21 protein-coding genes and 1 pseudogene are annotated in these 25,859 nt (G+C 67.3%); 7 read left to right on the top strand and 15 right to left on the bottom strand.

The features are described 5' to 3' along the window. Nucleotides 1-26: 26 nt before the first annotated feature. A pseudogene (locus tag AB7F11_RS05240) lies at nucleotides 27-1,949 on the top strand (MFS transporter). Here AB7F11_RS05240 and AB7F11_RS05235 read toward each other — a convergent pair. Then, nucleotides 1,855-3,414: an aminotransferase class V-fold PLP-dependent enzyme gene (locus AB7F11_RS05235; protein ID WP_428289952.1), complete on the bottom strand. Its 1,560-nt coding sequence runs from the start codon at nucleotides 3,412-3,414 to the stop codon at nucleotides 1,855-1,857. The pseudogene AB7F11_RS05240 and the gene AB7F11_RS05235 overlap by 95 nt on opposite strands. Nucleotides 3,415-3,510: 96 nt before the next feature. Here AB7F11_RS05235 and AB7F11_RS05230 point away from each other — a divergent pair, with 96 nt between their 5' ends. Beyond that, nucleotides 3,511-3,978 (top strand): Lrp/AsnC family transcriptional regulator, encoded by a 468-nt coding sequence (locus AB7F11_RS05230; RefSeq protein WP_428289953.1) that lies wholly within the window; start codon nucleotides 3,511-3,513, stop codon nucleotides 3,976-3,978. A 63-nt stretch (nucleotides 3,979-4,041) separates the two neighbouring features. Here AB7F11_RS05230 and ssb read toward each other — a convergent pair whose 3' ends face one another. After that, nucleotides 4,042-4,554 (bottom strand): single-stranded DNA-binding protein, encoded by a 513-nt coding sequence (gene ssb / locus AB7F11_RS05225; RefSeq protein WP_428289954.1) that lies wholly within the window; start codon nucleotides 4,552-4,554, stop codon nucleotides 4,042-4,044. 121 nt (nucleotides 4,555-4,675) lie between these two features. Between ssb and AB7F11_RS05220 the strand changes: the two genes are divergently transcribed. Further along, on the top strand, nucleotides 4,676-6,079 hold the full coding sequence (locus tag AB7F11_RS05220; protein ID WP_428289955.1) for a chloride channel protein: 1,404 nt from the start codon (nucleotides 4,676-4,678) through the stop codon (nucleotides 6,077-6,079). Here the strand turns inward: AB7F11_RS05220 and AB7F11_RS05215 are convergent. Next, nucleotides 6,076-7,263 (bottom strand): MFS transporter, encoded by a 1,188-nt coding sequence (locus tag AB7F11_RS05215; RefSeq protein WP_428289956.1) that lies wholly within the window; start codon nucleotides 7,261-7,263, stop codon nucleotides 6,076-6,078. The two genes, AB7F11_RS05220 and AB7F11_RS05215, sit on opposite strands and share 4 nt — an antisense overlap. A 213-nt stretch (nucleotides 7,264-7,476) precedes the next feature. Here AB7F11_RS05215 and uvrA point away from each other — a divergent pair, with 213 nt between their 5' ends. Further along, on the top strand, nucleotides 7,477-10,527 hold the full coding sequence (uvrA, locus tag AB7F11_RS05210; RefSeq protein WP_428289973.1) for an excinuclease ABC subunit UvrA: 3,051 nt from the start codon (nucleotides 7,477-7,479) through the stop codon (nucleotides 10,525-10,527). Nucleotides 10,528-10,536: 9 nt separating this feature from the next. On the opposite strand, the gene AB7F11_RS05205 is transcribed toward uvrA, so the two are convergent. Beyond that, nucleotides 10,537-11,373, bottom strand: coding sequence for a MipA/OmpV family protein (locus tag AB7F11_RS05205; protein WP_428289957.1), 837 nt, complete (start codon nucleotides 11,371-11,373; stop codon nucleotides 10,537-10,539). Between the two features lie 6 nt (nucleotides 11,374-11,379). Beyond that, nucleotides 11,380-11,919 carry a hypothetical protein gene (locus AB7F11_RS05200; RefSeq protein ID WP_428289958.1) on the bottom strand — a complete coding sequence of 180 codons (540 nt, stop codon included), beginning with the start codon at nucleotides 11,917-11,919 and terminating at the stop codon, nucleotides 11,380-11,382. Between the two features lie 129 nt (nucleotides 11,920-12,048). On the opposite strand from AB7F11_RS05200, the gene AB7F11_RS05195 reads away from it, so the two are divergent. Further along, complete coding sequence (locus tag AB7F11_RS05195) at nucleotides 12,049-13,656, top strand: CHAD domain-containing protein (protein ID WP_428289959.1); 1,608 nt, start codon at nucleotides 12,049-12,051, stop codon at nucleotides 13,654-13,656. 6 nt (nucleotides 13,657-13,662) lie between these two features. On the opposite strand, the gene AB7F11_RS05190 is transcribed toward AB7F11_RS05195, so the two are convergent. From AB7F11_RS05190 to pyrF, 5 genes are all read right to left on the bottom strand, one after another. Continuing rightward, nucleotides 13,663-14,277 (bottom strand): glutathione S-transferase family protein, encoded by a 615-nt coding sequence (locus AB7F11_RS05190; RefSeq protein WP_428289960.1) that lies wholly within the window; start codon nucleotides 14,275-14,277, stop codon nucleotides 13,663-13,665. Further along, the gene (locus tag AB7F11_RS05185; RefSeq protein ID WP_428289961.1) at nucleotides 14,274-14,975 is read right to left on the bottom strand and encodes a glutathione S-transferase family protein; all 702 of its coding nucleotides are present in this window, start codon (nucleotides 14,973-14,975) and stop codon (nucleotides 14,274-14,276) included. The genes AB7F11_RS05190 and AB7F11_RS05185 overlap by 4 nt, the downstream gene beginning before the upstream one ends. A gap of 52 nt (nucleotides 14,976-15,027) precedes the next feature. After that, nucleotides 15,028-16,488: a DUF1501 domain-containing protein gene (locus AB7F11_RS05180; protein ID WP_428289962.1), complete on the bottom strand. Its 1,461-nt coding sequence runs from the start codon at nucleotides 16,486-16,488 to the stop codon at nucleotides 15,028-15,030. A gap of 10 nt (nucleotides 16,489-16,498) precedes the next feature. After that, nucleotides 16,499-18,337 (bottom strand): DUF1800 domain-containing protein, encoded by a 1,839-nt coding sequence (locus AB7F11_RS05175; protein WP_428289963.1) that lies wholly within the window; start codon nucleotides 18,335-18,337, stop codon nucleotides 16,499-16,501. 153 nt (nucleotides 18,338-18,490) lie between these two features. Further along, nucleotides 18,491-19,330 (bottom strand): orotidine-5'-phosphate decarboxylase, encoded by an 840-nt coding sequence (pyrF, locus tag AB7F11_RS05170; protein ID WP_428289964.1) that lies wholly within the window; start codon nucleotides 19,328-19,330, stop codon nucleotides 18,491-18,493. 282 nt (nucleotides 19,331-19,612) lie between these two features. Between pyrF and AB7F11_RS05165 the strand changes: the two genes are divergently transcribed. After that, nucleotides 19,613-20,524: a DMT family transporter gene (locus AB7F11_RS05165; protein ID WP_428289965.1), complete on the top strand. Its 912-nt coding sequence runs from the start codon at nucleotides 19,613-19,615 to the stop codon at nucleotides 20,522-20,524. 226 nt (nucleotides 20,525-20,750) lie between these two features. On the opposite strand, the gene AB7F11_RS05160 is transcribed toward AB7F11_RS05165, so the two are convergent. From AB7F11_RS05160 to tsaB, 5 genes are all read right to left on the bottom strand, one after another. Next, on the bottom strand, nucleotides 20,751-21,125 hold the full coding sequence (locus tag AB7F11_RS05160; protein ID WP_428289966.1) for a hypothetical protein: 375 nt from the start codon (nucleotides 21,123-21,125) through the stop codon (nucleotides 20,751-20,753). Further along, nucleotides 21,122-21,547 carry a hypothetical protein gene (locus AB7F11_RS05155; protein ID WP_428289967.1) on the bottom strand — a complete coding sequence of 142 codons (426 nt, stop codon included), beginning with the start codon at nucleotides 21,545-21,547 and terminating at the stop codon, nucleotides 21,122-21,124. Before AB7F11_RS05155 ends, AB7F11_RS05160 begins: the two co-directional genes overlap by 4 nt. 116 nt (nucleotides 21,548-21,663) lie before the next feature. Then, a complete protein-coding gene (locus AB7F11_RS05150; RefSeq protein WP_428289968.1) occupies nucleotides 21,664-22,491 on the bottom strand; it encodes a uracil-DNA glycosylase in 828 nt (275 codons plus the stop codon). After that, nucleotides 22,488-22,979, bottom strand: coding sequence for a ribosomal protein S18-alanine N-acetyltransferase (rimI, locus tag AB7F11_RS05145; RefSeq protein WP_428289974.1), 492 nt, complete (start codon nucleotides 22,977-22,979; stop codon nucleotides 22,488-22,490). The genes AB7F11_RS05150 and rimI overlap by 4 nt, the downstream gene beginning before the upstream one ends. 149 nt (nucleotides 22,980-23,128) lie before the next feature. Continuing rightward, nucleotides 23,129-23,902 (bottom strand): tRNA (adenosine(37)-N6)-threonylcarbamoyltransferase complex dimerization subunit type 1 TsaB, encoded by a 774-nt coding sequence (gene tsaB / locus AB7F11_RS05140; RefSeq protein WP_428289969.1) that lies wholly within the window; start codon nucleotides 23,900-23,902, stop codon nucleotides 23,129-23,131. Between the two features lie 120 nt (nucleotides 23,903-24,022). On the opposite strand from tsaB, the gene dacB reads away from it, so the two are divergent. Beyond that, complete coding sequence (dacB, locus tag AB7F11_RS05135) at nucleotides 24,023-25,552, top strand: D-alanyl-D-alanine carboxypeptidase/D-alanyl-D-alanine endopeptidase (protein WP_428289970.1); 1,530 nt, start codon at nucleotides 24,023-24,025, stop codon at nucleotides 25,550-25,552. The last annotated feature ends 307 nt before the right edge of the window (nucleotides 25,553-25,859 follow it).

The raw sequence follows: 25,859 nt of genomic DNA, 5'->3' as shown, positions 1-25,859 counted from the left end.
ACCACAGCCCGACAGGAGGAGACCCCATGTCTGCAACCCCATCCACCCACGAAGTCGGCCAGTTCGCCCTGCTCGGGCAGCGCCGTTTTGCCCCGTTCTTCTGAACCCAGTTTCTCGGCGCGGCCAACGACAACCTCTTCAAGTTCGCCTTCACCGTGCTGGTGACCTACCAGCTGCAGGTGGCTTGGCTGCCGGCCGATCTCGCCGGTCTGGTGATCGGCGCACTTTTCATCCTGCCGTTCCTTCTGTTCTCTGCCACCAGCGGGCAACTGGCCGACAAGCTGGACCGACGCACCATGATCGTCTGGCTCAAGCGGGCCGAGGTCGGCATCATGGCGCTGGCCGCCTGGGGCTTCTTCGTGCAGGACATCCCCCTGTTGCTGGCCAGCATTTTTTTCATGGGCTTGCAGTCGGCCGTGTTCGGCCCGGTGAAGTTCGCCTATCTGCCACAACACCTCGGTGAACGTGAGCTCACGGGCGGCAACGGTGTGGTGGAAATGGGCACTTTCGTGGCCATCCTGCTGGGCAACGTGGCGGGTGGCCTCATCATTGCGGTGCCTGAGATTGGCGCTCATCACGTCGGCCTGACCTGCGTGGCGCTGGCGGTGCTGGGTCGCGTGGCGTCGCACTACATTCCCGCCTCTCCAGCGATGGACCCCGGGCTGGTGATGAACTGGAACCCGGTGACCGAAACCTGGCGCAACCTCAAGCTGGCCCATGGCAACACGGTGGTCTTCCGCTCGGTGCTCGGCATCAGCTGGATGTGGTTCTTCGGCGCCGTCTTTCTGAGTCTGTTCCCTGCGTTTTCCAAGGACGTGTTACACGGTGACGAGCAGGTGGCCTCGCTGCTGCTCGTCGTGTTCTCCATCGGCATCGGCACCGGTTCGCTGCTTTGCGAGGTGCTCTCGCGTCGCCATGTTGAAATCGGCCTGGTGCCGCTGGGCGCCATCGGCATGAGCATTTTCTCGATCGACCTGTACTTCGCTACCCGTGGCCTGGCGCCCGCCAGCGGGCTGGGGCTGCAGGCCTTCGTGGCCGATGCGGCCCACTGGCGGGTGCTGGCCGATCTGGCCTTGCTCAGCCTGTTCGCCGGCCTCTACAGCGTGCCGATGTACGCGCTGATCCAGATGCGAAGCCAGCCCACGCACCGCGCACGCATCATCGCGGCCAACAACATCCTCAACGCGCTGTTCATGATCGCCAGCGCGGTCATTGCCGGCGCGTTGCTCCAGGCCGGCTTCACCATCCCGCAGATGTTCCTGCTGGTGGGGGTGGCCAACGCGGTGGTGGCGTTCTACATCTTCATGCTGGTGCCGGAGTACCTGCTTCGTTTCGTGGCCTGGGTCGCTTCGCGCCTGGTCTACCGCTTCCGCGTTCAGGGCGATGCGCACATACCCACCGAAGGCGCAGCGGTGATCGTCTGCAACCACGTGAGCTTTGTCGACGCCGTGCTGCTTATGGCCGCGAGCCCGCGCCCCATCCGCTTCCTGATGGATCACCGCATCTTCCGCGTGCCGGTGCTGGGCTGGCTGTTCCGCCTGGCCAAGGCCATTCCCATCGCGCCGCAGAAAGAAGATCCCGCCGCCTATGACGCCGCTTTCGAAGCCGCCACCGCCGCGCTGCGCGAAGGCGAGTTGCTGGCCATCTTCCCCGAGGGTGGTATCACCCGCGACGGCCAGTTGCAGCCCTTCAAGGGCGGCGTGATGAAGATCCTGGAACTCGCGGCGCGTGAAGGCCTGCACCCTCAGGTGGTTCCGATGGGCCTGACCAACCTGTGGGGTTCGTTCTTCAGCCGCGTGGAAGAGCGCGATGGCGAGCGCGTGGCCATGGTGCGGCCGTTTCGCCGTGGCTTCTTCAACCGTGTGGGCCTCCATGTGGGTGAGCCGGTGTCGCCGGCATCGGTGTCGCCGGAGCTGTTGCACCAGCGGGTGGGGGGCTTGCTGGCCTGAGGCTGAACGCCAGCGCGTGTCCCTGCTGACGCAGCGCCAGCGCTGCCTGCGTGCTGCGCCGGCCGCTTTGGCAGCAGAACACCACCGGTACTTCGGCCGGGAGTTCGAGCCACCGCGGCAGGTGCTCCGGCAGCCCAGACAAGGGTGCCGACTCGAAAGCCCACCCTGCGCCCAGTGGCGACGCGCCCGACCCGTTCTGCTCATGCCGCTCCCGGACGTCCACCAGCACCGTCCCGGGTGTGGTCTGCCGCAGCGCAAGCACCTGTGCCGCATTCAGTTCCAGATCATCCACGGACCCGCCAGCGCGCAGCGAGGTCCCGCAGGCTTGAATGCGTGTGCAGGCGGCCTCAATCAGGTCGCTGTCGTCTGCCGCGCCGAACGACAGGCGAATCGCACCGGCCGCTTGCCATGCCGGCAAACCCATGGCCACGAGCACATCGCTGGGCTGCGCCTTCGAGGCGCCGCAGGCGGATCCGCCGCTGACCCGCAGTCCGGCAGCGTCGAACACCGACTGCAGTGACTGGGACGAGAAACCCGGTACGGAAACGTTCAGCGTGGTGGGCAGGCAGATGTCGGATGGTGCGTTGAACACCAGGCCCGGGAAGGCGCTCTGGAGGGCGCTGGCCAGGCGCTGGCGATGTCGGTGCAGGGTGGCCGGGCTGTGGAATGCCTGACCCCTTTCCAGCGCCTCCAGCACCGCACCGAACGCCGCGATGCCAGCCATGTTCTCGGTGCCCGCGCGCATCGCGCCTTCCTGGCCGCCGCCGGTGAGCAGCGGCGTGAAGGGTGCGCCCTCGCGCACGTAGAGCAAGCCCACGCCCTTGGGCGCGTACAGCTTGTGGCCGGAGAACGGCGCGTAGTGAATGCGCCGCTCGACCAGCTTGAGCGGCAGCTTGCCAAGCGCCTGAACGCTGTCCACCATCCAGAGCGCCGGGCTGCTCGTCAGGGCGTCCGCGATGCCATCGAGGTCGCTGATCACGCCGGTTTCGTTGTTGGCGGCCATGGTGCAGACCAGGCCAGCGTGCGGTGCATGCGCGGCCAGCCATGCCAGATCGTGTCGACCGTCCCGCCCGACCGGAATGGGCTGAATCGCGAGGTCCAGGCCCAGCAGGCCATTCCAGTGCTTCAGGGCAGCCGGCACCGCCTTGTGCTCGGTGGCGCCGTACAGCAGCAAGGTCGGCATGTCGCCACCGGCGGCGCGGTGCGTGCGCAGCTCGATGAGTGCGGACAGCACGGCGGTCTGGATGCCCTCGGTGGCGCCGCTGGTGAACAGCATGTGCCCGGTGGGCGCGTCCAGCACCCGGCGGGCGCGGGCGCGCACCCGGTCCAGCAGGGCATGGGCCCGCAACCCGCTGCCGTGGACGCTGCTGGGGTTGCCGAAATCTTCGGCCATGGCGGCGAGCGCGGCGGCGCGCGCCTGGGGCAAAACCGGGGTGGTGGCGTTGGCGTCGAGGTAGATATCCATGGCCGGAATTGTCCGGGGCGCCTGGCGCAATGCGCTTGCCTTCTGTTCGAAGAATCAGATGAATTAAGGCATTCAATTCCAACTATCATGTGATTCATGAAACTGGATTCCATCGACGTGCGCATCCTGGACATCCTGCAGCGCGATGCAGAGCAGCAGGTGGCCCAGATTGCGGCACAGGTTGGCCTGTCGGCCACGCCCTGCTGGCGGCGCATTCAGCGGCTCAAGGAGGCGGGCGTCATCACACGCCAGGTGGCCCTGGTCGATCCGCAGAAGGTCAACGTGGGCGTGACGGTTTTCGTCTCGGTGCGCACCAGCACCCACACGCAGGCCTGGTTCGAGCAGTTTCGCGCCACGGTGCAGGCCATTCCCGAGGTGGTGGAGTTCTATCGCATGAGTGGCGACGTGGACTACCTGCTGCGCGTGGTGGTGCCGGACATCGCCGCCTACGACCGCGTCTACAAACGCCTGACGGACGGCACACGTCTGCACGACGTGAGCTCCAGTTTCGCCATGGAAGAGCTCAAGCTGACGACCGCACTGCCGCTGTCGTACGCCCACTGAACCCACCATGAAGAAAGCCCGCGGCCTGTAGGGCGGCGGGCTTTGGCAGGAAAGGCGGACGGATCAGAACGGAATGTCGTCGTCCATGTCGTCGAAACCGCTGGACTGGCGAGCCGGTGCGGCTGCCGGGGCCTGGCGCGGCGCGGTGGGCGCGGCCGCACGCGGGGCCGCCGCGGGGCGCGAGTAGTTGCCACCACCGCCGCCACCGCCACCTTCGTCACCACCGGGGCCGCCCATGCCCTGGCGGCTACCCAGCAGCTGCATTTCGCTGGCGATGATGTCGGTGGCGTTTTTCTCGATGCCGTCCTTGTCGGTGTACTTGCGGTAGGTCAGGCGGCCTTCGACGTAGATGGGGGTGCCTTTTTTCACATATTCGCCCACGATCTCGGCCAGACGTTCGAAGAAGGTGACGCGGTGCCACTGGGTCTCTTCGATGAACTCGCCGGAGTTGCGGTCCTTGCGGCGGCTGGTGGTGGCGATGCTGATGTTCGCCACGGCACCGCCCGAGGGCAGGTAGCGGATCTCGGGGTCGCGGCCACAGTTGCCGACGAGGATGACTTTGTTGACAGATGCCATGGTGGTGTCCTGAGGTGGGCGCGGCGACCCCTGGTGGGCGCAGCCGCAAAACGACCTGACATTGTGCCGCAAGCCGCTTTGTCGGCCGCCCGGATTCGTCAGGGGGAATAATGCGGGGAGTATGAAACAACGCGAGCCAGACTTTTTCCAGAATCTCCAGGACGAAATCAAGGACGGACGGGCCTGGCTGGACCGAACCATTGTTCTGGGATATGCGGTGATCGCTGGCCTGTTCGTGGTCGCTTTCACCTACCTCAGCGAAACCGCGTTCGAATGGTTCAAACACCTGCACACGGTGGCACCCTGGGCTGTGCTCATCTGGACGCCCTGCCTCACCGCGCTGATCGTCTGGTGTACGCGGCGCTTCTTCCCTGGCGCTTCCGGATCGGGCATTCCGCAGGTGATTGCCGCGATCGATCCGCGTGTGTCGAAGCAGTCCAGGCGCCACCTCGTGTCGCTCAGGCTGACGCTGGCCAAGATGGCACTGGGTGCGGGCAGCATGCTGGCGGGGTTGTCGGCGGGCCGCGAGGGTCCCTCGGTGCAGATCGCAGCCGGGGTGATGCACGATGCCCGCCGCTGGCTGAGGCCAGGTTCTGCCATGAACGACCACGCATTGCTGGTGGCTGGCGGCGCAGCCGGCATTGCTGCAGCCTTCAACGCGCCTCTGGCCGGCGTGGTATTTGCCATCGAGGAACTCTCCAAGAAGATGGAATCGCGCAACAACGGCCTCATCATCGCCGCCATCGTGGTGGCAGGTCTGGTCGGCATTTCCTTCTTCGGCAACCTGACCTACTTCGGCTCCATCGAGGTGCCCCGCCTGAGCTGGGGCGCGTTTCTGCCTGGTCTGGTGGTGGTCATCATCTCTGGCGTGCTGGGCGGACTGTTCAGCAGGCTCCTGGCCGCCTCACTGGAGGGCTTGCCCGATCGATTCAGCGCATTCCGGCGGCGCTTTCCGGTGCGCTTCGCCGCCGGAGCCGGGCTCGCGGTGGCCGTCATCGGGCTGGTCAGCGGCGGCGCCACATTTGGTGCCGGCGCCGAAGAGGTGCGCGCCATGCTGGCTGGCGACAGCGACGTCTCGCGCCTGTATGTGTTGCTCAAGCTGGTGGCCACCTGGCTGACCACCTGGAGTGGTGTACCTGGCGGCATCTTTGCGCCCTCGCTGTCCATAGGGGGAGGCATTGGCCACGATGTGGCGCAGATTTTCGGTGGCTCCAACACCACTGCGATCGCGCCCAGTCTCATCGCGCTGGGCATGGCGGCCTTTCTCGCAGCCACCACGCAGGCGCCGCTGACCTCTTTCATCATCGTGATGGAGATGATCAACGGCCGTTCGATGGTGCTCAGCCTGATGGCGGGCGCCATGCTGGCCAGCCTGATCGCTCGCCTGCTCAGCCGCCCGCTTTACACGGCCTTGTCGACCTTGATGATCAACGCGCTGGCTCGGTCGGATGTCCCTCCGAAGGCGGAGCCAACAACGCCGGTGTCCGATCATTCCGGGGGAGACCCCCCGGCTGACAAACCCTAGGACGGTTCGCTCCCGCCGCGCCCGTTCGATGTTGCTTTCATGCCCCAGGCGGTGCAGAGCCACAGGCCCATCAGCAGGGCGCTGGCGGTGAAGATGCCCGCACTGCCCCAGGCCTTGACCACCACGCCTCCCAGGCTGCCGCCGGCAAAGATGCCAAGCGACATGAGCGTGTTGTAGACGCCCAGTGCCGCACCCCGCTGGCGCGGCTCGGCCAGGCGCGATGCCAGGCTGGGCTGGCTGGCCTCCTGGGTGTTGAAGCCCACGAAGTAGAGACACAGCAGCAGCGCTGCCAGCCACAGCGATGGCGCCTGCAGGCTGAGCAGGAAGCCCAGTTGCACCAGGGCGATGAGCGCAATCGAACCCAGGTACACCGCCTTGAAATGGCCCATGCGCTCCAGGCGGAACAGCAGGCCGCCCATGATCAGCAGCGAAGCGAGCACGGCGGGAAGGTAGATCTTCCAGTGCTCGGCCGTGGGCACGCCGGTTTCCACCAGCAGCGCGGGCACGGCCATCCACATGGCAATCTGCACTGCATGCAGCACGAACACGCCGAGGTCCACGCGCAGCAGCTCGGCATGGGCCAGCACCTCGCGCAATCCACTCCGGCCAGCGGCCTTTGGCAGCGGTGGCTCGGGCGGCACCACCCAGGCCACCACCGCCATGCCGGCGAGCGCGAGCGCTGCGGTGAGGGCGAAGAGGCCGGCCAGGCCGATGTGGGGCACCAGCAGCGGCGCGAGCACCAGCGAGAGCGCGAACATGAGCGCGATGCTGATGCCCACCAGCGCCATCGACTTGGTGCGCACCTGGTCGCGCGTGAGGTCGGCCAGCAAGGCCGTGACCGCCGCCGAGATGGCGCCCGCGCCTTGCAGCGCGCGCCCGGCCACCAGCCAGTGCAGCGTGGGCGCCCAGGCTGCGAGCAGGCTGCCCAGCGCGAACAGCGCCAGCCCGGCCAGAATCACCGGCTTGCGGCCCAGGCGGTCCGAGGCCATGCCCAGTGGCACTTGCAGCAGCGCCTGCGTGAGGCCGTAGATGCCCATGGCCAGGCCCACCAGGGCGGGATCGTCCCCACCGGGGTAGTGGCGGGCCTGCAGGGCGAACACCGGCAACACCAGGAACAGGCCCAGCATGCGCAGCGCGTAGATGGAGGCCAGCGCCCCACTGGCGCGCCGTTCGGCGGGCGTCATGCGCGTGGCAGCGCTCGCTTCGTGCGCGGGGACGGAGGTGAGAGAGGACGGGGGAGACGACAAGACGGAGCGGCAGGGTGCGGGGAGACCGGTATTGTCAGCGAAAGCGTCGGGCGTACCCGGCCGGGTCGCACGAAAACACAGCGCGGCTTATCATGTCGGGTTGCCCTGAACACCCCCGAGCGCGCCTTGAACCAGAATCTGCCCCCGGCCCTGAACCTCACCGATCTGGCCCCGGCGCTGCGCCACGCCAGCGCCTTTCTGTCGGTGCGTGGTGCTCGCACGCACAACCTCAAGAACATCGACCTCGACATCCCCAAGCACTCTCTGGTGGTGGTCACGGGGCTGTCGGGCTCGGGCAAGTCCAGTCTGGCGTTCGACACGCTGTATGCCGAGGGCCAGCGCCGCTATGTGGAGAGTCTTTCGGCCTACGCACGCCAGTTCCTGCAGCTCATGGACAAACCCGACGTGGACCTGATCGAAGGCCTGTCGCCGGCGATCGCCATCGAGCAGAAGGCCACCAGCCACAACCCGCGCTCCACCGTGGGCACGGTCACCGAGATTCACGACTACCTGCGCCTGCTGTTCGCGCGCGCGGGCACGCCGCACTGCCCCGACCACGACGTGCCGCTCACCTCGCAGAGCGTGGCGCAGATGGTCGACACCGTGCTGGCCCTGCCTGAAGGCACGCGGCTGATGATCCTGGCGCCTGTGGCGCGAGAGAAGAAGGGCGAGTTCGTCGAGCTGTTTGCCGACATGCAGGCCCAGGGCTACGTGCGCTTTCGCGTCGATGGCACGGTGCTCGAGTTCGATGCGCTGCCTGCGCTGAAGAAGACCGAGAAGCACAACATCGACGTCGTGATTGACCGCATCAAGGTTCGCGCCGATGACGAAGACGAAGGCGTCAATCCGCTGCGGCAAAGGCTCGCGGAAAGTTTCGAGGCGGCGCTGCGTCTGGCCGATGGCAAGGCCATCGCCATGGAAATGGACGGCGATGAAGGCACCACGACGCAACCGCATGAGCACACCTTCTCCGCACGCTTCGCCTGCCCGCTGTGCCACTACACCGTGGGCGAGCTGGAGCCGCGTCTGTTCTCCTTCAATTCACCCATGGGCGCTTGCCCCACGTGCGATGGCCTGGGCCACACCGAGTTCTTCGACCCGGCGCGCGTGGTGGGCTTCCCGAGCTTGAGCCTGGCCAGCGGCGCCATCAAGGGCTGGGACCGGCGCAACGGCTATTACTTCTCCCTGATCGAAAGCCTGGCGGCGCACTACCGGTTCGACGCCGACGCGCCCTGGGAAGCGCTGCCGCAGGCCGTGCGGCAGGTGCTGCTGTACGGCTCTGGCGAGGAAGAGGTGAAGTTCAGCTACGCACTGGAATCGGGCGAGCGCGCGGGCAAGCGCATCACCAGGAAGCACGCCTTCGAAGGCATCATCCGCAACTTTGAACGCCGCTACCGCGAAACCGACAGCGTGGCGGTGCGCGAGGAGCTGGCGCGCTACCGCGCCGTGCAGCCGTGTCCTGAGTGCGGTGGCTCGCGTCTGCGTCGTGAGGCGCGCCATGTGTTCGTGGGCGCAGGCGAACAGAAGCAGCCCATCTACAACATCAGCCACGTCACGCTGGGCGAGGCGCTGGCGTACTTCCAGAAACTGGAGCTGAAGGGTGCCAAGGCCGATATCGCGGCGCGTGTGATCAACGAAATCCGACAGCGCCTGAAGTTCCTCAACGATGTCGGTCTGAACTACCTCAGCCTGGACCGCAGTGCCGACACGCTGTCTGGTGGCGAGGCGCAGCGCATCCGCCTGGCCAGCCAGATCGGCAGCGGCCTCACGGGGGTGATGTACGTGCTCGATGAACCCAGCATCGGCCTGCACCAGCGCGACAACGACCGCCTGATCGGCACCCTGCAACACCTGCGCGACCTGGGCAATACGGTGCTGGTGGTCGAGCACGACGAAGACATGATCCGCACCGCCGATCACGTGATCGACATGGGCCCCGGCGCGGGCGTGCATGGCGGTCGTGTGATGGCACAGGGCAGTTGCGCCGACGTGATGGCCGCGCCCGACTCGCTCACTGGTCAATACCTCAGTGGCACGCGGTGCATTCCCGTGCCTGAGCGCCGAACGCCCTGGCTGCCGGTGGTTCACCAGGCCGGCATGGCTTCCCCGCCCAAGCCCCGCTTCCCACCCAGCCCGGCGGCCGAGCGGCGCGCTGCGCGCGAGGCCGCACACCAGGCCACGTTGGGCGCATTGCAGGAAATCCGTGTGGTCAATGGCACCGGCCACAACCTCCAGGGCGTGAGCGTGGCGTTTCCGGTCGGCCTGCTCACCTGCGTCACAGGCGTCTCCGGTTCCGGTAAATCCACCCTGGTCAACGACACGCTCTATGCCGCGGTCTCGCGGACGCTGTACCGCTCGCACGAAGAGCCCGCCGCGCACGACGCCATCGAAGGCATCGAGCATTTCGACAAAGTGATCAATGTCGACCAGTCGCCCATCGGCCGCACGCCTCGCAGCAACCCGGCCACCTACACCGGCCTCTTCACAGGCATCCGCGAACTCATGGCCGAAGTGCCCACTGCACGCGAACGCGGCTATGGTCCCGGGCGCTTCAGCTTCAACGTCGCTGGTGGCCGCTGCGAGGCCTGCCAGGGCGACGGCGTGGTCAAGGTGGAGATGCATTTCCTGCCCGACGTCTACGTGCCCTGCGAGGTCTGCCATGGCCAGCGCTACAACCGCGAGACGCTGGACGTGCAGTACAAGGGCCGCAACATCGCGCAGATCCTGGACATGACCGTGGAGCAGGCGCACGCCTTCTTCAGCGCCGTGCCCACGCTGCACCGCAAGCTGCAGACCCTGCTGGACGTGGGCCTGTCCTACATCCAGCTTGGCCAGAGCGCCACCACGCTCTCGGGCGGCGAGGCACAGCGCGTCAAGCTTGCGCTGGAACTCTCCAAACGCGACACCGGCCGCACGCTCTACATCCTCGATGAGCCCACCACCGGCCTGCACTTTGCAGACATCGAGCTGCTGCTCAAAGTGCTGCACCAGTTGCGCGACGCCGGCAACACCATCGTCGTGATCGAACACAACCTCGACGTCATCAAGACGGCGGACTGGGTGATCGACATGGGTCCCGAAGGCGGCGCGGGCGGTGGCACGGTGGTGGCACAAGGCACGCCGGAAGACGTGGCGGCGAACCCGGCCAGCCACACGGGGCACTACCTGCGGCGCTTGCTGGAGCGCGTCACCGCAAACTGATCCAGGGGCTCAGTGGTTCCGGTACGCCAGCCCCACCGTGGCGCTGTAGACCGTTTTCCGGCCCACCAGGGGGCTGCGTGCCGCCGCCCCCTGCAGTTGTGAGGCGCCGACGCCACCGTACATCACCCAGTGCCGGTTCAGGGCCGACGTGAGGCGCCAGCCCACGGACGCCGTGTCCCAGCCCGCGCCGGGGCGGTAGGCGGGCAAGCCGGTGGCCTGGGCGTCGCTGGGTGCGATGCCGTAGTAGGTTCTGGCGTGGGTGGCGTTGGCCCAGCCCACGCCCAGCGACAGGTCCCAATGCGTCTGCGACGAGATGGGATACCGGTAGCCCAGGCCACTGTCGATGCGCAGGCCACCTTCGCGCCCGAGCAGGTCTTGCGAGCCGCGCACCGAAGCGCTCCACCGTTTGCCCAGCGCCACGTTGGCGGTCAGGCGCCCGCGCAGCGTGCCGCGGACGTCGGGCAGGCCGTTCAGTCGCGCATCACCATCCCAGGATCGGCCTTCGTCGATGCGCAGCGACGTGCTCATCGACCAGCGATCGCTGCCTGCCACCACCGTGCTCACGCCGGTGTCGACCGACTGGCGGCCCTGGGTGAGCAGGGCGCTGGCGCCCGAGCTGGCGAACCGGAAACGGCCCAGTTGAAAGGCCCACATCGGGCGTGCGCGTGTGCTCTGGCCGGTGTCGCTGCCCAGCTGCGCGGCAGACGAAACCACCGAGACGCCGATCAGGTAGTCGCGACTGGCGTCCAGCGACACCGGTGCAGGCGGTTCATCGGCCCGCGCCGCGCCCGCCAGGCACAGCAGCCCGGCCAGCAGTCCCTTGCACGCGGCTTGCGGTCGTTGCATGCGTGGTCAGAGGCGACCCAGGTCTTCGATCGCGTCGACCACCATGCCGGTGCCGATGGCGATGAGCAGGATGTCGGCCGCCACACGCACGTATTTGTGGCCCGCCGGCGGCAGCCCGAGCTGGATCGAGACGCCGCTGGGCACCGGGTAATACACCACGTCGTGCGGCAGCGGGCGACCCAGTTGCCACTTCTTCGCCTGGCCCGGTGGCATGCAGCCGTTGTTCTTCTTGGCCAGGCCCGGCGGGCAGTTGCCGGCCTTGAAGCGCGGGGCGTAGTACTCACGCGCGGCCATGCGCTGGGGCTCGCCGAAGTAACCACCAATCTGCACCTGGATGGAGACGTTCGAGGAGGAAGAGGAACCCCGATCACGGCCGCCGTCCCGCACAGGCGCGCGGTCGTCGTGTCGAAGCTCCTTTGGGGGCTTCTCGCCTTTGCCCGGCTTGCCTGCCCAATCGGGTTTTTCAGCCCACGAGGAGGCTGCTCCCAGGGCCAGCGCCAGTCCGAGAACGAGGGCAGAAACTTGCGCTGTTTTGAAAGTGATCATGGGAATGTGTCGTGGGATGAATCCCGGCTTGGCGGCCGGACTCTGGACATTGTGAGCGGTGGTCCTGACCTGCCGGTTACAGGGTGTAATCGCGTGCCGTCACGGTGCCAAGGTGGTGCGATTCGTTTCATGCTGGCAGACTCCCCGATTCCCATTGCCCGGCTCGCCACCCGCTCCATGTCCCTGGAAACCGAACTCAAACTCGAACTGCACCCGCAGGACCTGCCGCGGCTGCTGGCCCACCCGGTGCTCGCCGCGCGAGCGCCCCGACGCGAGCGACTGCTCAACACCTATTTCGACACCTCCACGCTGGCGCTACGCGCTCAGCGCATGGCGGTGCGCGAACGCCGCGTGGGCCGCCGCACCCTGCTGACGGTGAAGACCGCGGGTGTTTCTGTGGGCGGCCTTTCACGGCGCGGCGAATGGGAAGCCGTCAGCCGTCCCGGCGCCTTCGATTTCGCCGCCCTGGTCGACGACGAGGCGTTGGTGCAACTGCTCAGCGGTGTGGCCTGGCAACTGGTGCCCGTGTTCCGCACCGACTTCGCGCGACGCACCTGGTTGATCACGCATGGCGCTGCGCAAGTGGAACTGGCACTGGACCAGGGGTTCATCGCCACGGGCAGCCAGCGCCAGCCCATCCTGGAGCTCGAACTGGAGTTGCTGTCGGGCCCGGTGGATGCCCTGCTGGACCTCGCACACACGCTGGCCCTGGGGCCAAAAGGTCGTGCCGCCGAAGGGTTGCGGCTTTTGCCGGCCAACCGCAGCAAGGCCGAACGGGGCTACGCACTTTTCATGGGCGAGCGGGCGCAGCCGCAAAAGGCCGCACCGCTTCAGCTCGATCCCGGCATGCACCCGGTGCAGGCCTTCCGTGCTGCCGCGCTTGGCTGCCTGTCGCACTTGCAGGCCAACGAAGGCGGCGTGTGCCAGCGGGGTGCAGACGGTTCGCCGCCCGATCCGGAATTCGTGCACCAGACCCGAGTGGCATTGCGTCGCCTTCGCACGGGCCTGAGGCTGTTTCGGCCGCACCTGCCGCAGCGCTTTGCCAGCCACTGGGCCGGCGAGTGGAAACAGCTGGCCAACCAGCTGGGTGATGCGCGCAACTGGGATGTGTTTGCCACCGAATGGCTTCCCGGCCTGTTGTCGGAACTGGCGCCCGATGCCGCGTCCACGGGACAGGTCGACGACTTGCTGGCCTGGGTGGGCGCCGAACGCCACGCCGCCGGAGAGCGCGCCGCGACAGCGCTCAGCGACAGCGCGCACGCCTTGCGCCTGCTGGCCTTCACCCGTGGGTTGCTGAGCCTGCTGCCGGCCGATCCACCGCCAAACACCCCTTGGCCCGAGGCGGGGCTGGCCCGCTGGGCGCACGCCACACTGCGCGCAGGCCATGCGGGCTTGCGGCGCGAGGCCCGCATGGCCCGCCGCCTGGGGCCGGAAGGCCGGCACGAATTGCGCATTGCGCTCAAGAAGCTGCGCTACTCGCAGGAATTCCTGGGCAGCCTGGTCGCTCCCAGGCGCCTGGCTCGCAGCGCCGCTGCCCTGGTGGATGCGCAAGCTCTGCTCGGCGGGCTCAACGACCTCAGCACCGCTCAGGGTCTTCTGGCCCACGCGCCTGCCACGCTGGCGCCAACCATCGTGGCGGGTCTGCAGGCGGGCTTGCAACAGCGGCTGGATACTGGGCTGCAGGCCTTGCCGGCGATGGAAGAAGCGCTGGAGCAGACCTCCACGCCCTGGCGCTGAGCTTCCTTACAGCGCTGAAGGCCGGGCGGCCACGCGGTCGCGCCAGGCCTGCAGTGCGTGCAAGCCCGATTCAGACGGCTTGAAGCGCACGAGTCGCGCAAATTCCACTGTGCAGAAGGCGGTGATGTCGGCGATGGTGAATCGGTCGCCCGCCACCCAGTCGTGGCGTTGCAACTCGGCATCGAGCCAGGTGGCGGTTTCCATCGCCTTGGGCAGTTGTGACTGGCCGAATTCGGCGATCTGCGGTTGCTCCAGCGGTGCCAGGCCCGGGTGCGTGTGGCGGATCGAGTTCGCCAGTGGGAGCATGAAGTACCACTCCACGCGGCGATCGGCCATTTCAATGAAAGCACGCTCGTCGGCGTCCTCGCCCATCAGGTTGGGCGTGGGCCAGTGGCCTTCCAGCCAGGTGCAGATCGCACGCGTCTCGCTGAGCATGCGGCCGTCATCGAGCTCGAGCACCGGCACGCGCGCGAGAGCGCTCTTTTGCCGGAATTCGGCGGCCTTGTGCTCGTTGGCATTGAGATCGACGTTGACCTGTTCGATGTGGTGGATGCCCTTCTCGGCCAGGAACATCTGCACGCGGCGCGGGTTCGGCGCACGCGGCGCCACATAGAGCCTCATGCCGCACCCCGGCCGGTTTCCACCATCGTGAGCGCTTCCTCAGAGAACCGCCTGGCTCCCTCGTCGCCGTCGCGCGTCAAATCCACCTTCGACGGCGGTTGCTCAATACCGCGCTGCACGGCCGCTCGCTGCCGGATCGCGTCGCGCCAGCGCTTGAGGTGCGGCAGGTCGTCGATCTCCACGCCCGACCAGCGGTGCGTGCGCACCCAGGCCCAGTTGGCGATGTCGGCGATGGAGTAGTCGCCAGCCAGGTATTCGTGGTGTTGCAGATGCCCGTCGAGCACGCGAAAGAGTCGCTTGCACTCGCCCTGGTAGCGGTCGATGGCGGCCGGAATCTTTTCGGGAAAGTAGCGAAAGAACACATTGGCCTGGCCCATCATGGGACCGATGCCGCCCATCTGGAACATCAGCCATTGCAGCACGCGCGAACGGCCCTTGGTGTCGGAGGGCATGAGGCGGCCGGTCTTTTCAGCCAGGTAGATCAGGCAGGCGCCCGACTCGAACACCGCGAAGTCGTCGGCCTCGCGATCGACGATGGCGGGAATGCGCCCGTTGGGGTTGATGGCGAGGAACGCTGGCGTGCGCTGCTCACCAGCGGTGAGGTCGATCACCTTCAGCGTGTAGGGCAGGCCCAGTTCTTCCAGCGCGATGGACACTTTGTGTCCGTTGGGTGTGGCGGCGGTGTAGAGGTCGATCATGGAGGGCCCTGTTGAAAACCAGGCGCCATCCTATCGCCGATGCGAAATTCCTTCAGGCCATGAAGCCGAGATCGCGTGGGTAGTCGACGCTGTTGAAATTCGTGAGGTTCGGCAAGATGCCATTCATCTCGGCGCCCTGCACACCAAACCAGGTGGCCATGGTGCCGGCGTACTGGTCCACCGACGTGCTGGGCAGCAGGCGGCCCTGGCCCACGTGCCACTGGTCGTTGGCATCCACGGCGGAGTTCGTCACGCTCACGGGTGGGGCCTTGCCATAGAAGGCCTTGCCGCGCACCGCGCCACCCACCATGAAGTGGTGGCTGCCCCAGCCATGGTCGGAGCCGTCGCCGTTGGAGGTGAGCGTGCGCCCGAAGTCCGAGGCGGTGAAAGCGGTCACCTGGTTGGCCACGCCCAGTGCCACGGTGGAGGCGTGGAAGGCGGTCAGCGCTGCGCTCAGGCGCCCCATCAGCGTGGCCTGGCCCGAAATCAGGTTGTCGTGCAGGTCGAAGCCGCCCATCGAAACGAAGAACACCTGGCGGCGGTTGCCCAGATCGTTGCGTGCGGCAATAAGACGCGCCACCAGCTTGAGCTGGTCGGCCAGGTTGTTGCCGGTGGGGAAAGCGCTGAACGCGGCGGCGTTGGCCGGGTAGCTGGCCAGCGCAGCGGTGATGGCGCTTTCGGCGCCCACGGCGCGCGCCGTCACGAGGTTGTATTCGTTCTCCAGCACGTGCGTGCGGGTTTGCAGCGCGAGTTGCGTCATGGCGCCGCGCACAGCGGCCGAGTTGTAGACGTTGCCGTTGAGCGCGTTGATCTTCACCGCGCCGCCGGTGCTGACCTGGTAGGACAGCGCGCTGTCGCCCGAAAGGAACACCGTGTTGCCCGTGACCGAAATGCAGGTGAGCACGCGGCTGGTGTTGGAGGACAGCGCGAGATCGCCGATGTGGCCGCCCCAGCCCGTGGTGGCCCCTTCTGGCTGCGACGATTGCCACACCGACTGCTGGTCGTTGTGCGAGAACAGCTTGGGCGGAATCGGATAGAGCGTGCGGTTGCTGCCCTGGTACTGCTGACGCGTGATGGGCACCACCAGCGGACCCACGTTGAGCTGCACCGCCGCTGCGCCGCTGTTGAACAGGCCGGCAAGACCCGTCATGGCGGGGTGCATGGCGTACTGCTTTCCTCCAGGCAGCGCCACGGTCGGGTTGAGCAGCGTGGGCGTGAGGTCGGCTTGCGCCAGCGCAATGCCGCCTGCGGTGCGTCCTGCACCACCGCCCCGGATGGCGCTGTACTGGTCGTAGCTGGCGTTGTCGTAGTTGATGACGGTGTTGGCGTAGTCGTTGCCACCGTTGAGGAACACGCACACCAGGGCCTTGTAGTCGGTGGCATCGAACGCCGCAGCGTCGGCCATGGCGGCCAGGTTCAGGGCGGTGGGCAGGGCCGCGCCCGTGAAGGCGAGCTGGCCGGCACGGCGCAGGAAGGCGCGGCGCGTGTGTTTGTCGGGCTGGATGAAGTGCATGGTGTGCCCCTTACTTCTGAATGAGGTATTCGGCCGAAGCCATGATCATCAGGATCGCCGCCCACACTCGGCGTCGTCGGACGGTGTCGGTGCTGCTCGCGGTCACGGGTGTGGCGTCCAGTGCCGTCACCATCACCTGCCGGGTCGCGGCCGAAAGCTGGCCCGCCGTCATCACCAGCGCGAGGTGGTTCACCAGGGCCGTGGCATCGGTCACCAGCGCGAGTTCACGGCTGTAGCTGGCGACCACGTCGTAGGCGTAGTTGTTGTAGGCGGCGTAGGGCACGCCCGGATTGGGGCAGTTGATGCCGCGCTCGATGACACCCTGCATGAAGTTGAGGTAGCCGCCGACCGAGGTCTCGTTCACGAGCTGGAATTCTGGCGCGGTGGCGCCGGACGCCGAGAGTGCGGTGCCCGGTGGCACGTAGCCGGGCCGGAAATAGTTGAACACCGAGGGCGGTCGCAAAGGGCTCTGGCCGATCTGGCTGGCCGGGTTGACCAGTTCAAAAATTTTCCAGCTGCCGGCCAGCGACGCGCCGCCAAAGGTGCGTGCCCACTGCACGAAACGCAGCATGGGTTCGCGCAGCTTGCCGAAAGTGGTGCTCTGCAACGACGCCGCGCCGCGTGCTTCATCGTCGAGCAAAATGGCGACCCAGACCGCCTTGAGGTCGCCGCGAACGCCGGAGCCGTTGTTGTTGAAGCGAGCCGCCACCCGCGCCACGTAGGCCGGGCTGGGGTCGCTCGTCACCAGGCGCTGGATCATCTGACGCGCGAAGAAGGGGCCGACGTTGGGGTGGTTGAAGAGCGTGTCCAGCGCGATTCGCAGCGCTTCGCGACCAGGCGTGTTCGCCGGCACGGTGGTGCCCAGGAAGGTCGCGGCCAACGTGGAGTGTCGGCTCGCATTGAGCGACATCGGCTTGCGCGCGAACTCCTTGGACTCGATGGTGTAGGTCTCACCCGGCACCGTGTGGCGGATGTTGTCCGAGCGGTCGAAGTCATAGCCGGTGAACACGCGCGCGAGGTTGGTCACGTCGTCCTGCGTGTAGGTCTCCAACGGCACGCCGCCGCTGGTCTTCACCGAGCCGTCCAGGTTGAGCTGGTACACGCCCAGGCTGAAGAGCTGCATCACCTCGCGCGAGTAGTTCTCGTCGGGCACGCGGCCGGTGGACACGTTCTCTTTCTGGTTGCCCTTGGTGTTGAGAAAGTAGCCCATGGCCGGATGCAGTGTCACGTCTTCCAGCAACTGGCGGTAGTTGCCAAATGCGTTTCGCATCAGCGTGTCCCACCAGCTCGCGTAGGCGTGGGCGCGCCAGGTGAACTCGGCCGTGGTGAGTGAGGTGACGAAGAACTCGGAGAGTGCCAGCGCCACGCGCTTGCGCATCATGTCCGGACCGCTGAGCAGCTGGTTCCAGATCATGAAGTCCGCTGGGTAGTGGTTGAAGTAGTAGTGGTTCGTGTCCACCGCACCGTAGCCACGCGCTTCCAGCCAGTTCCAGCCGGTGATGCTGCGGTAGTTGGCGAACTGGTTGGCCAGCCATTGTGCGTAGCTGCCGTTGCCCCGCAACTCCGTGATCTCTGCCGTGGTGGAAGAGAACTGCGCCTGCTGCAGGAAGCGCGCGGCTTCGGCGTCCGAGGTCGGCGCTGGATTCGAAAAGCCATTGGTGGGGAAGTCGACCACGCCAATGATGGGTGGTGCCTCTGCGGTGTCTCCACCACCGCCTCCGCCGCCGCAGGCGGCGAGAAGAGCCGCGGCGGCCGCCGCCGTGGCCAATGGCGCCAGGTTCAATGACTCTGGTGCAGGTCCTGGCGCTTGCACGCCATCGCTTTTCGGGGGCGACTCGATGTCCGTCATGGGATTCCTCCTCAGTTTGACGAGCGCGAGTCTAGGTGGCCGCTTTTTGTTACATGGCCGCTTTTCAAGTCGTTACAGGTGGCTGTGGCGTGCCAGCGGCAGCCGCCGAACGGTCATGCCGCTCGGCGTTGAGCGGCTGCCGCTGGTCGAAAGTCAGGTGCGCGCGGCGTGCAATTCGTCCCGCGTTTTCTGCGCGGCGCGGCGCGCAGCGTCTGCAAAATCGGCACCGCTGGAGGCATACAGAATGGCGCGCGAGGAGTTCACGATGATCGACCCCGTGGTGGTCTCGCCCTGTGTGCGCAGGCCGGCTTTCACGGTGGCGACGGCGTCGCCGCCCTGTGCGCCCACGCCAGGAATCAGCAGCGGCAGCGTGGGTGCAATCTCTCGCACGCGCTCGATTTCTGCCGGGTAGGTGGCGCCCACCACCAGGCCAAGCTGGCCATTGAGGTTCCAGGGTCCCTGGGCAAGGCGCGCCACGTGTTCGAACAACAGTGGCTGTCCGTCCACCGAGGCCAGGCGCTGGTTCTGCAGGTCGTCCCCACCGGGGTTGGAGGTGCGACAGAGCAGGAACGCGCCCTTGCCGTGGAACTGCAGATACGGTTGCACCGAATCGAAGCCCATGAAGGGCGAGAGCGTTACAGCGTCGGCGCCATAGCGCTCGAAGGCTTCCAGGGCGTATTGCTGTGCGGTGCTGCCGATATCGCCTCGCTTGGCATCCAGGATCACCGGCACCTGTGGCGCCGTGTTTCGCATGAATTCCATCAGACGCTCGAGCTGGGCTTCGGCGCGGTGCGCCGCGAAGTAGGCAATCTGGGGCTTGAAGGCGATGGCCGTGTCGGCCGTGGCTTCGACAATGGCAGCGCAGAAATCGTAGATGCGGCTGGCGTCGTTTTTCAGGTGAGCAGGGAAGCGGGTGGGGTCCGGGTCCAGGCCCACGCACAGCAGGGAACGGTTCTGGCGCTCGGCGCTGCGCAGCTTGTCGAGAAAAGTCATCTGCCGATTCTAGTTTGCGGTGTTGGCCCCCACGCTCCACCGCTGCGCGGGTCGCTGCCCCCCGGGGGGGCTGATCCAGCTTGGGACGGCCCGGCGCTGGATCTGTGGCCCCCACGCTCCGCCGCTGCGCGGGTCGCTGCCCCCCGGGGGGGTGGCCCTGCTTGGGGCGGCCCGGCGCTGGATCTGTGGCCCCCACGCTCCGCCGCTGCGCGGGTCGCTGCCCCCCGGGGGGGTTGGCCCTGCTTGGGGCGGCCCGGCGCTGCGGCCTCTAAGATCACCCCCATGCAAGCCCTCTCCCGCCGGCAATTGATCGTCCTCGTGCTGCTCACGCTGGTCTGGGGCATCAACTGGCCCATCATGAAACTGGGCGTGACCGATTTCCCGCCGCTCACCTTCCGCACACTCAGCATGTGGATCGGCCTGCCGTTTCTGGCGCTGGTGCTGGTCTGGCGGCGGGTGCCTTTTCGCATCGAACGTGCGCACTGGCGTGAGGTGGGCGTGCTGACCCTGTTCAACATGCTGATCTGGCACACGCTGGTGATGCTGGCGCTGCAGACGCTGTCCGGCGGGCGAACGGCGATCCTGGGCTACACCATGCCGGTGTTCTCTGCGATGGTGGGCGCCTGGTGGTTCGGGCAATGGCTACCCGGGCGCGCCTGGGGTGGCGTGGCGGCGGCAGGCACTGGTGTGGTGCTGCTGCTGTGGCACGAGATCACGCAACTCTCGGGCGGACCTATGGGTGTGGCGATGATGTTGCTGGCCGCCCTGGCATGGGCACTGGGCACGCAGATGCTGCGCCGCACGCGATTGCCCGAATCCACGCTCACCATTTCGTTCTGGATGACGGTGATCACCATGGTGTGGATGACCCTGCTCTCCATGTTGTTTGAACGCGAGGCCTGGGCCTGGCCGACGCTGCCGGTGTGGGGCGCGATCGTCTACAACGCGTTGGGCGTGTTCGCCTTCGCGCAGGTGGCCTGGCTCACGCTGGCGCGCGATCTGCCACCGATCGCATCCACGCTGTCGGTGATGTTCATTCCCGTGCTGGGCGTGTTCAGCGGCGCGTTGTGGCTCGGCGAGGTGCTGCACTGGCAGGACTGGGCGGCCGTGATCCTCATCATGGTGGCCATCGCGAGTGTGTTGTGGCCCCCACGCTCCACCGCTGCGCGGGTCGCTGCCCCCCGGGGGGGCTGATCCAGCTTGGGACGGCCCGGCGCTGGATCGTTGTGGCCCCCACGCTCCACCGCTGCGCGGGTCGCTGCCCCCCCGAGGGAGGCTGATCCAGCTTGGGACGGCCCGGCGCTGGATCGTTGTGGCCCCCACGCTCCACCGCTGCGCGGGTCGCTGCCCCCCGGGGGGCTGATCCAGCTTGGGGCGGCCCGGCGCTGGATCGTTGTGGCCCCCACTGCGTTGAATTCAGCTATTTCTTGATGGCCGCCTGCAAGGGCGCCTGCGCCTGGCCCACCGCCTGGGAAAGGTCGCGGTCGGGCTGGCGCCGGAACTCGTTCAGGTAGCCCCAATACACCAGACGTTGCTGTTCGTAGGCCAGGTAGTAAGGGTCGATTTGCAGGCCGTTGTTGAGGCGGTAGGCGTGGATCTCGAACACGCGCGCGCCGAGCTCGACCCGGTGCCGCGCCAGCGGAGCCTGCGTGAGGCGGGTTTCCACCTCGAGCGTGGACAGGCCTTTGTCGAGCGAGGAGAGCTGGCCTTGAAAAATTTGCGGGCCTGCGCAGGCCGCGAGCATCGAGAGCAACAGCAGCGTGGCCGCTGCACGCCAGGAAAACGCGGGCCTCATGGCTTCTTGCTCGCGGCGGCGGCTGCAGCGGCGGCTTCCAGGCGCTGCTTGACCGTGGGCATGAGCGCGCTCACTTCGATGTCGGCATCCTTGCTGAGTTCTTCCGGCGTGCCCCAGGCGAGAAGTTCCTTGCCGGGCAGACGCTGGATCACGACGTACTCCACCATCACCGGCACGGTAATCATGATGGGAAAGCAAGCGGGTGTGCAGACCATGGTCATGTCCTGGCGGGTGCCGGTCTGCAACTGGTAGCGGCGTGCGTTGTACTGGCGATTGCCCATTTGCACGTCGGTCTGCGCGATGGAGGTGGCTTTGCCCAGGATCTGTTCGAGGTCGGCGGGCCGCGTGTCGCGCGAAAGGGCGTCGATCTGGCCGCGCTGCAGGGGCACGGTACCGGCGCACCCCGCGAGAAGAACGAACACGAGGAGAACCAACCGTCTTGCGATCATGGGCAACGCTTTCTTCTGAGGGTTTGCGGGCACCTGCGGCCCGTGCGGGGGTGAATTGCGCGGGATTATGTCACCGCGCCCGGGCCGGTTCAGGTCGCGGACGCGGCATCCTCCAGCGTCTGCATCGCCAGGCACAGGTCGGCCCAGGCCTTGCCTTTGTCGGCCGGGGTGCGCAGCAAGTAGGCGGGGTGGTAGCTCACGATCACTGGCACGCCCTCGTAGCGGTGTACACGCCCGCGCAGGCGGCCGATGGGCTCGGTGGTCTTGAGCAACGACTGCACCGCGAAGCGCCCCATGGCGACAATGACGCGCGGCTGGATCAGCGCCACCTGGCGCGCCAGATAGGGCTCGCACTGCATCACTTCTTCGGGATGAGGGTTGCGGTTGGCTGGCGGGCGGCACTTGAGCACGTTGGCAATGTAGGCGCCCTGCGCACCCTGGCCGGTGCGGCTGCGGCCCACGGCGTGCAGCATGTTGTCGAGCAACTGCCCGGCCGCACCCACGAAGGGTTCGCCCCGCAGGTCCTCGTTTTCGCCGGGCGCCTCGCCCACGATCATCCAGTCCGCCTGCTCATGGCCCACGCCGAACACCGTGTTCTTGCGGCTCTTGCACAGGCCGCAGGCTTCACAGCCCGCCACCGTTTCGCGCAGGGTGGCCCAGTCCATGCTCTGCACGCCGGCGTCGCGCGCGGGTCGCAGGGCCAGGGGCGTTTCTGTCGCCGGTGGCGCAGACGGGCGTGCGGCGGGCGCCGCACTTCGGGTGACGGCGGAGGCGGCCGCCACGGAAGGCTCGGGCGCTGCTGCAACCGCCGCCGACCGGGGCTTGGGCGCCCACACGCGCACACCCATTTCGGCCAGCATGGCGCGCTGGCGCGCGTCGAGTTGCGGCACGAAAGAGGTGTCGGAGGGTTCGCTCATGTCGGGTCGGTGGCAGGTGCGTCGAGCTGCAGGCTCATCACCACCGCGTCCTCGCGCTGGATGTGTCCCGTGGGGTAGTAGCCTTTGCGCAGCCCGACCTGGGTGAAGCCATGGCTCTCGTACAGGCGGCGCGCGGGCAGGTTGCTCTCGCGAACTTCGAGCCAGAGCCAGTGCGCGTGCTGGCCGCGCGACCACAGCGCCAGCGCATCGAGCATGAAGCGCGCCCAGCCCTGGCGCTGGTGCGCAGGGGCCACGGTGATGTTGAGCAGGTGCACCTCGTCCACGCCCGACATGGCCACCAGATAGCCGAGCAGGCGGCGCCCGTCGGCGCGCAGCCCCGTCGGGTTTTCGCCCCGCAGCGGTTCGCCCAGCAGCATCACGGCCGGGTAGCCCGCCTGCAGCGAGTCCCGGAAATGTTTGCGCGACCAGGGGTGGGCATAGGCGCTGGTCTCCAGCGCGTGCACGGCGTCGAGGTCGGCCATGGTCATGGGCTCGAAGGCCACCCTGCGTTCCGCCAGGGTGGTCGTGCCCGGGCGGGTCAGAGGTACCGATGGCCCCGGCCACAGGCCGCTGGCCCAGGCCGGGAGTTCGACGCCCGCGCCCTCCAGCCCCAGGGCGCCGCCGTTCCATGCGCCGCTCATGAGCCGGCCTCCGTGGCGGCAGCGGTGCGCAGGCCTTCGCGCTCGGCGGTGGTCCGGGCCACCTTGTCGCGCACGTAGAGTGGCAGCGCGTCGCGCGCGGCCAGGGCAGCCCCGCTGGCGAGCAGGCGTGGCGCCAGCCGCAGCAAGGCGCTGGCGGTGGGCAAGGCATGGGCGTGCACGCCGCGCACGTTGGCCAGGAGCTGCGGGTAGGCCTGCAAGGCGTTGCCAGCAAGCAGTGGCGACGCACCGGCGGGCAGGACGCCGTCCAGGTAGGCGGCCAGGTCGGCCGGTGCGCACAGGCGCGCGGGGGCGAGGGCGCGCAAACCCTCGGCGTCGCAGGCGTACGGCGTCACGTACAACTCGTTCATGCGCGCGTCGAGCAGCGCCACGATGGCGCCGGGCAGGGACTCGCCGATTTGCTGATGGGCGTGGCGGGCTTCTTCAGCCAGCGCGAGCAAGGTGTCCACGGGCAGCACCGGCACGCCTTCGGCGCGCGCGCCGAAGGCCAGGCCCTGGGCCACGGCGCAAGCGGTGCGCAGGCCGGTGAACGAGCCCGGCCCCCGGCCGAACACCACCGCGTCCAGGCTGGCGAGTGGCCAGCCTGCCTGGTCCAGCAGGTCGCGCACCAGCGGCAACAGCGTGGCCGAAGCCTGCGCTGCGCCCGGTCCGCTGTGTTGCCAGAGCGCACCGCCCGGCGTACCCGAACCCAGGGCCACCGAGAGCGTGTCGGTGCTGGTTTCAATGGCGAGCAGGCGCTTCGTTTCGGGCATCCGGGCATTATCGGCCACCGTGTCAGTCTGCACGGTCGGGCGGCAGTCTGTCTCGCCTGAGCCTCATCGTGTGCCTGTAGGTTCCCTGAGGCCGCGCGCGCGTCTCATAATGAAACAGCCATGCCGCTCACCCACTTGACTGATCGCTTCACCTTCCTGCCACGCCGCTTTCGCGCGCTGATCCTCGGCCTGCTGACGGGGCTGAGCCTGCCCGCCTGCGCGCAATTGCCCGGCCGAGGCGAGCCGTTGCCGCCGGCCGTGCTCGCTGCGTTGCAGCGCGCCCAGGTGCCACCGAGCGCGCTGTCCACGCTGGTGGTGTCCATCGAACCGGGCGGCCACGAGCGCCTGCGCCATCGGGCCAACACCGCCGTGAACCCGGCATCGGTCATGAAGCTGGTGACCACCTATGCCGCCATCGACATGCTCGGCCCCGATTTCACCTGGGCCACCCGCTTCTACACCGATGGCCTGGTCGAGCAGGGTGTGTTGCGCGGGAACTTGTACGTGCGCGGCGGCGGAGACCCCAAGTTCGTGCTCGAACGCATCCAGCAGGCTTTTTATGCCTTGCAGGCGCAGGGCGTGAACGTGATCCTGGGCGACATGGTTCTGGACCACAGCGCGTTCGAGCTGCCCGTGATCGACCCCGGCGCCTTCGACGGCGAGGCCCTGCGTCCATACAACGCCACACCCGATGCCTTGCTGGTGAACTTCAAGTCGGTCATCCTCACGTTCCAGCCCGACCCGGCCAACGGCGTGGCCCGTGTGCTGAGCGAGCCCCCCATGGCACGCCTGGCCATCGACGCCACCGTGCCGCTGGCGCGCGCCGGTGGTTGTGGCGACTGGCGAAGTGGCCTGCAGGCGCGCTTCGACGACGCCAACACCATCCGCTTCGAAGGCCGCTATCCCCAGAGTTGCGGTGAACTCAAATGGCCCGTGGCCTACCAGGAGCCCGCCAGCTACGCCGCCCGCGCCATGGAAGGCGTGTGGCGCGCAGCCGGAGGCTCCATCACCGGCGAAGTGCGCACCGGCCTCACCCCGCCTGGTGTGCAATTGCTGCACGAGGCGCGCTCGCTGCCGCTGTCCGACATCATCGTGGACGTGAACCAGTGGAGCAACAACGTCATGGCGCAGCAGTTGTTTCTCACGCTCGGACAGCTCTCGCCGGTGAACTACGTGTCGCAGGGCTCCATCGCCGATCGCCAGACGCTGGTGCGCCCCGGCCGCTTCGAGCGTTCGCGCGAGGTGCTGGCCGAGTGGTGGCAACGCACCTTCGGCCCGCGCGCCATCGCGCCCGTGCTCGACAATGGCTCCGGCCTCTCGCGGGACGAACGCATCACCCCCGAATCGCTCGCCGGCCTGCTGCGGCACGCCGCCCTGCATCCCCAGGGGGCACAGTTCGTGCAGTCACTTTCAGTGGCCGGCGTCAACGGCACCGCTTCCCGCCTGGCCCGCAGCGCCTCCAGCGCTGCTCGCGGCAATGCCTGGATCAAGACCGGCACCCTGCGCGACGTGACCGGCATCGCCGGCTACGTCAACGCCGTCAATGGCGCCCGCTACGCCGTCGTTGGCTTCATCAACCACCCCAACGCGCCGGCGGCGCGCCCGGCGCTGGATGCGTTGCTGGAGTGGGTGGCACAGCAGCCGGATTGATCCCTTCGTCGCGCGGGAGGTGAAGTGATTCATGGCCGGGATGCCGCCGTTGGTTCCGGTCTTGATGTTGCCCGTGCCTTTGAGTAATCATTTCTACCTCACTGTAGAGAATCCCTCGCTTGATTGAAGCGTGCCACGCGCACAAAGCCCCTCAGCGGGTTGCGTGGTCATCACAACAAGGGGGCCTCTGAAGTCGATCTGAAACAGGCAGGCCCCCAGCGGAGGGTTTGTCATGTTTCTCAATGTCCTGTTGCGCCCGGGCCTTGCTCGCCGCTTGCTTGTCGTTTTGCCAGCGAGTGTCTGCCTG

This window comes from Hydrogenophaga sp., assembly GCF_050250835.1.
Lineage (GTDB): Bacteria > Pseudomonadota > Gammaproteobacteria > Burkholderiales > Burkholderiaceae_C > Hydrogenophaga.
The sequence above is the reverse complement of the archived record's forward strand: the minus strand, read 5'-3'. Positions and strand labels throughout refer to the sequence as shown.

Coding starts and splice junctions, on each gene's coding strand:
- AB7F11_RS05195 (WP_428289959.1), top strand. CDS start 12,049: ATGCTGGCAGACTCCCCGATTCCCATTGCCCGGCTCGCCACCCGCTCC.
- AB7F11_RS05190 (WP_428289960.1), bottom strand. CDS start 14,277: ATGAGGCTCTATGTGGCGCCGCGTGCGCCGAACCCGCGCCGCGTGCAG.
- AB7F11_RS05235 (WP_428289952.1), bottom strand. CDS start 3,414: ATGGATATCTACCTCGACGCCAACGCCACCACCCCGGTTTTGCCCCAG.
- AB7F11_RS05230 (WP_428289953.1), top strand. CDS start 3,511: ATGAAACTGGATTCCATCGACGTGCGCATCCTGGACATCCTGCAGCGC.
- AB7F11_RS05175 (WP_428289963.1), bottom strand. CDS start 18,337: ATGACGGACATCGAGTCGCCCCCGAAAAGCGATGGCGTGCAAGCGCCA.
- tsaB (WP_428289969.1), bottom strand. CDS start 23,902: ATGCCCGAAACGAAGCGCCTGCTCGCCATTGAAACCAGCACCGACACG.
- AB7F11_RS05215 (WP_428289956.1), bottom strand. CDS start 7,263: ATGACGCCCGCCGAACGGCGCGCCAGTGGGGCGCTGGCCTCCATCTAC.
- AB7F11_RS05180 (WP_428289962.1), bottom strand. CDS start 16,488: ATGCACTTCATCCAGCCCGACAAACACACGCGCCGCGCCTTCCTGCGC.
- AB7F11_RS05220 (WP_428289955.1), top strand. CDS start 4,676: ATGAAACAACGCGAGCCAGACTTTTTCCAGAATCTCCAGGACGAAATC.
- AB7F11_RS05150 (WP_428289968.1), bottom strand. CDS start 22,491: ATGAGCGAACCCTCCGACACCTCTTTCGTGCCGCAACTCGACGCGCGC.
- dacB (WP_428289970.1), top strand. CDS start 24,023: ATGCCGCTCACCCACTTGACTGATCGCTTCACCTTCCTGCCACGCCGC.
- AB7F11_RS05185 (WP_428289961.1), bottom strand. CDS start 14,975: ATGATCGACCTCTACACCGCCGCCACACCCAACGGACACAAAGTGTCC.
- pyrF (WP_428289964.1), bottom strand. CDS start 19,330: ATGACTTTTCTCGACAAGCTGCGCAGCGCCGAGCGCCAGAACCGTTCC.
- AB7F11_RS05205 (WP_428289957.1), bottom strand. CDS start 11,373: ATGCAACGACCGCAAGCCGCGTGCAAGGGACTGCTGGCCGGGCTGCTG.
- AB7F11_RS05165 (WP_428289965.1), top strand. CDS start 19,613: ATGCAAGCCCTCTCCCGCCGGCAATTGATCGTCCTCGTGCTGCTCACG.
- AB7F11_RS05160 (WP_428289966.1), bottom strand. CDS start 21,125: ATGAGGCCCGCGTTTTCCTGGCGTGCAGCGGCCACGCTGCTGTTGCTC.
- AB7F11_RS05200 (WP_428289958.1), bottom strand. CDS start 11,919: ATGATCACTTTCAAAACAGCGCAAGTTTCTGCCCTCGTTCTCGGACTG.
- ssb (WP_428289954.1), bottom strand. CDS start 4,554: ATGGCATCTGTCAACAAAGTCATCCTCGTCGGCAACTGTGGCCGCGAC.
- rimI (WP_428289974.1), bottom strand. CDS start 22,979: ATGACCATGGCCGACCTCGACGCCGTGCACGCGCTGGAGACCAGCGCC.